This is a genomic window from Streptomyces ossamyceticus, assembly GCF_001418475.1.
GTDB lineage: Bacteria > Actinomycetota > Actinomycetes > Streptomycetales > Streptomycetaceae > Streptomyces > Streptomyces ossamyceticus.
Map to the genome: position 1 here is coordinate 1 of NZ_LIQX01000845.1, position 3,840 is coordinate 3,840.

The 3,840-nt window shown below is 70.9% G+C and carries 6 protein-coding genes and 1 pseudogene; 5 read left to right on the forward strand and 2 right to left on the reverse strand.

Annotated features, from left to right (window positions below):
* The coding region (locus tag AOK15_RS39595; protein ID WP_055523889.1) for a hypothetical protein at positions 1-386 on the reverse strand (386 nt) is incomplete at its 3' end.
* A 134-nt stretch (positions 387-520) separates the two neighbouring features.
* On the opposite strand from AOK15_RS39595, the gene AOK15_RS39600 reads away from it, so the two are divergent.
* Positions 521-799, forward strand: a complete 279-nt coding sequence (locus AOK15_RS39600; RefSeq protein ID WP_055523891.1) for a type II toxin-antitoxin system Phd/YefM family antitoxin — start codon at positions 521-523, stop codon at positions 797-799.
* A 198-nt stretch (positions 800-997) separates the two neighbouring features.
* Here the strand turns inward: AOK15_RS39600 and AOK15_RS39605 are convergent, their stop codons facing one another.
* Positions 998-1,231: a hypothetical protein gene (locus AOK15_RS39605; RefSeq protein ID WP_055523893.1), complete on the reverse strand. Its 234-nt coding sequence runs from the start codon at positions 1,229-1,231 to the stop codon at positions 998-1,000.
* Between the two features lie 106 nt (positions 1,232-1,337).
* Here AOK15_RS39605 and AOK15_RS39610 point away from each other — a divergent pair, with 106 nt between their 5' ends.
* The 4 genes and pseudogenes from AOK15_RS39610 to AOK15_RS39625 all read left to right on the forward strand — a co-directional run.
* A complete protein-coding gene (locus AOK15_RS39610) occupies positions 1,338-1,640 on the forward strand; it encodes an urease subunit gamma (RefSeq protein ID WP_048819736.1) in 303 nt (100 codons plus the stop codon).
* A gap of 10 nt (positions 1,641-1,650) precedes the next feature.
* The gene (locus tag AOK15_RS39615) at positions 1,651-1,962 is read left to right on the forward strand and encodes an urease subunit beta (protein WP_055523895.1); all 312 of its coding nucleotides are present in this window, start codon (positions 1,651-1,653) and stop codon (positions 1,960-1,962) included.
* The gene (locus AOK15_RS39620; RefSeq protein WP_055523899.1) at positions 1,955-3,676 is read left to right on the forward strand and encodes an urease subunit alpha; all 1,722 of its coding nucleotides are present in this window, start codon (positions 1,955-1,957) and stop codon (positions 3,674-3,676) included. Before AOK15_RS39615 ends, AOK15_RS39620 begins: the two co-directional genes overlap by 8 nt.
* Positions 3,676-3,840 (forward strand): annotated as a pseudogene (locus AOK15_RS39625) (urease accessory protein UreF); the annotation flags it as partial. The gene AOK15_RS39620 and the pseudogene AOK15_RS39625, both read left to right, overlap by 1 nt.

Here is a 3,840-nt window from a genome sequence, read left to right on the forward strand (position 1 = left end):
GTCCCGTAGAAGGTGACGGGGGGCCAGCCGCGGGTGGCGGCGAGTTCGTTGAGGGCGTTCGCCACCTCGAGCGCCGAGATCCGCTGGGCCGCCGGTGCCTCCGTCGTGCTCACGGTGAAGCTGACCGTGAGTTCCGTCATCTCGGTGCCGGGCATGCGGACGTATCCGCTGAACTTGGTGCCCTCCGGGAAGTCGGCCCCCGCGCTCTCCTGGGTCTGGGTCTCGGCCTGGGTCTGGGCCTGGCCCGGCGCCGGGTTCTCGTCCGCGGTCCCGTTCCCGGCTGCCCGTGCCGCTCCTCCGGTGAACAGCGCGGTGCCCGTCGCCGCTGTCCCCGCTGCCGCCGTCCCCGTGTATCCGAGCAGTGTGCGCCTGGAAAGGCTGGACATGATCTCCCCGTTCGATTGTCATGAACGCCTCCCCTTGGAGGTCGTTGCGATCGTACGAACGTACGGAGCGTCATGGGGCAGAATGGGATCTTCCGCTCCGGGGAGGCGGTGGGATCCGGTCTAAGCTGGACCCCATGGCCTACGAGATTCCGGTGACGCAAGCCAGGGCTGAGCTCGCCGATCTGATCAACCGAGTGGTCTACGGCGGCGAGCGCGTCGTCGTGACGCGGCACGGCAAGCCCCTCGTCGCCCTGGTCTCCGCCGCCGATCTGGAGCAGCTCGAAGCGCTCCAGGATCCCGCGGAGGAGCCCGTGATCAGCGCGGTCTCCGGCGTCCGCGAGGTGGCGTCGTCGCCCCGGGACCAGCAGCGGTTCGGCATCACGGCGGAGCACCGGGGGTCCGGCGCCTCCTGAGGGGCGTGCGGGCATGTCACTTGTACACACACGTGCGGGCGCGTCACTCGCGCACGCATACGAGTAGGCCGTGCGCCCCTGTCCGCCACAGCGGAGGCGCACGGCCTGTCTGTGGGGCCGCTTCTCGCATGGCGCCGGCTCCGGGGCCTGCTCCGGGGCCTGCTCCGGGGCTGGGTCCGGCGCCGGAGCCGCTCGTGGTCAGTGCGCGGGCGTGGGAGCCGGCGTGCGGCCGGTGGTGGGTGCGGCGGGCTGCGACGTGGCGGGCTTCTTCGACCGCTTGAGCGCGGGGCCCACGAGGACCGCGCCCAGGCAGAGTGCGGCCCACCAGGTCAGGATGAGCACCGGGCTGAGGGCGGCGGCGCAGTCGAAGAACGAGACGGAGCGCAGCAGCGTCGCGCCCGCGCCCGGCGGCAGCCGGGCGGTTAACGTCACCGAAACGCCGCCCAATTAGCCTGCGGCCACGCCACCTGCGATGTTGCGCGGTGGCGAGGCAACCGGGCCCCGCACGGTCCGGAGCGAGGATGTGAGGTGGGACGCCGTGCAACTGACCCCGCACGAGCAGGAGAGGCTGCTGATCCATGTGGCGGCGGACGTGGCCGAGAAGCGCAGGGCCCGCGGCCTGAAGCTGAACCACCCCGAAGCTGTCGCCCTGATCACCGCGCACATCCTGGAAGGCGCGCGGGACGGCCGTACGGTGGCCGAACTCATGGCGTCCGGGCGGAAACTGCTCACCCGCGACGACGTGATGGAGGGGATTCCCGAGATGATCCACGACGTCCAGGTCGAGGCGACGTTCCCGGACGGCACCAAGCTCGTCACCGTCCACGACCCGATCGTCTGAAGGGGCTGCCGTGATTCCCGGAGAGATTCTCTTCGCCGAGGACCCGATCGTGTACAACGAGGGCCGTGAGGTCACCCGGCTGACCGTCCTCAACGCCGCCGACCGGCCCGTCCAGGTCGGCTCCCACTACCACTTCGCCGAGGCCAACCCCGGTCTGGAGTTCGATCGTGCCGCCGCGCGCGGCAAGCGGCTGAACGTCGCCGCCGGCACCGCCGTGCGGTTCGAGCCCGGCATCCCCGTCGACGTGGAACTCGTCCCGCTCACCGGCGCCCGTGTCGTGCCGGGACTGCGCGGGGAGACCGGAGGTGCCCTCGATGCCTGAGATCTCGCGTGCCGCGTACGCCGACCTGTTCGGACCGACCACCGGTGACCGTATCCGGCTCGCCGACACCGACCTGCTCGTCGAGATCGAGGAGGACCGCTCCGGTGGCCCCGGACTCGCCGGTGACGAGGCCGTGTTCGGTGGTGGCAAGGTCATCCGCGAGTCCATGGGACAGGCCCGTGCTACGCGCGCAGACGGAACCCCGGACACGGTCATCACCGGCGCGGTGATCATCGACCACTGGGGCATCGTCAAGGCCGACATCGGCATCCGCGACGGCCGGATCACCGGCATCGGCAAGGCGGGCAACCCCGACACCATGGACGGGGTCCACCCCGACCTCGTCATCGGGCCCGAGACGGAGATCATCGCGGGCAACGGGCGGATCGTGACCGCCGGTGCCATCGACGCGCACGTCCACTTCATCTGCCCGCAGATCGCCGACGAGGCGCTGGCATCCGGAGTGACCACCCTGGTCGGCGGTGGCACCGGACCTGCGGAGGGCTCCAAGGCAACCACGGTCACCCCCGGCCCCTGGCATCTGGCCCGGATGCTGGAGGCGATGGAGCAGTACCCGCTGAACATCGGCTTTCTCGGCAAGGGCAACACCGTCTCGCACGAGGCGATGCTGTCCCAGATCCGGGGCGGGGCGCTCGGCCTCAAGCTGCACGAGGACTGGGGGTCGACGCCCGCCGTCATCGACGCGGCCCTGACCGTCGCCGACCGGACCGGCATCCAGGTCGCCATCCACACGGACACCCTCAACGAGGCCGGGTTCGTCGGCGACACCCTGGCCGCCATCGCCGGACGGGGCATCCACGCCTACCACACCGAGGGCGCCGGCGGCGGGCACGCGCCCGACATCATGACCGTGGTCTCGCAGCCGCACGTACTGCCCAGCTCCACCAACCCGACCCGGCCCTACACCGTCAACACCGCCGAGGAACACCTCGACATGCTGATGGTCTGCCATCACCTCAACGCCGCCGTGCCCGAGGACCTCGCCTTCGCGGAGTCCCGCATTCGGCCGTCGACGATCGGGGCCGAGGACATCCTGCACGACCTGGGCGCCATCTCGATCATCTCGTCCGACTCCCAGGCCATGGGCCGGGTCGGCGAGGTCGTCCTGCGCACCTGGCAGACCGCGCACGTGATGAAGCGGCGACGGGGCGCCCTGCCGGGTGACGACCGCGCCGACAACCACCGCGTACGTCGCTATGTCGCCAAGTACACGATCAACCCGGCGCTCGCGCAGGGCCTCGCCCGTGAGATCGGATCCGTGGAGAGCGGCAAGCTCGCCGACCTGGTGGTGTGGGAGCCCGCGTTCTTCGGGGTGAAGCCGCAGCTCGTGATCAAGGGCGGGCAGATCGCGTACGCGCAGATGGGCGACGCCAACGCGTCCATCCCCACGCCGCAGCCGATCCTCCCGCGCCCGATGTACGGGGCGATCGGGCGGGCGCCGGCCGCCAACTCGTTCAACTTCGTGGCGCCGCTCGCCGTCGAGGACGGACTGCCGGAGCGGCTCTCGCTCGGGAAGCGGTTCGTCGCCATCGAGTCGACGCGCTCGGTCACCAAGGCCGACATGCGGGAGAACGACGCGCGGCCCGAGGTACGGATCGACCCCGACAGCTTCGCCGTGCACATCGACGGCGAGCTGGTGGAGGCGACACCAGCCGCCGAACTGCCCATGGCTCAGCGGTACTTCCTCTTCTGATGTCCAGGGCGACTCTTCTCGTACTGGCCGACGGCCGCTTTCCCGCCGGGGGGCACGCGCACTCCGGCGGGGCCGAGGCGGCCGTCAAGGCCGGGCTGATCCGCGGGGCGGACGGGCTGGAGGCGTTCTGCCGGGGCCGGTTGCACACGGTGGGGCTGGTGTCG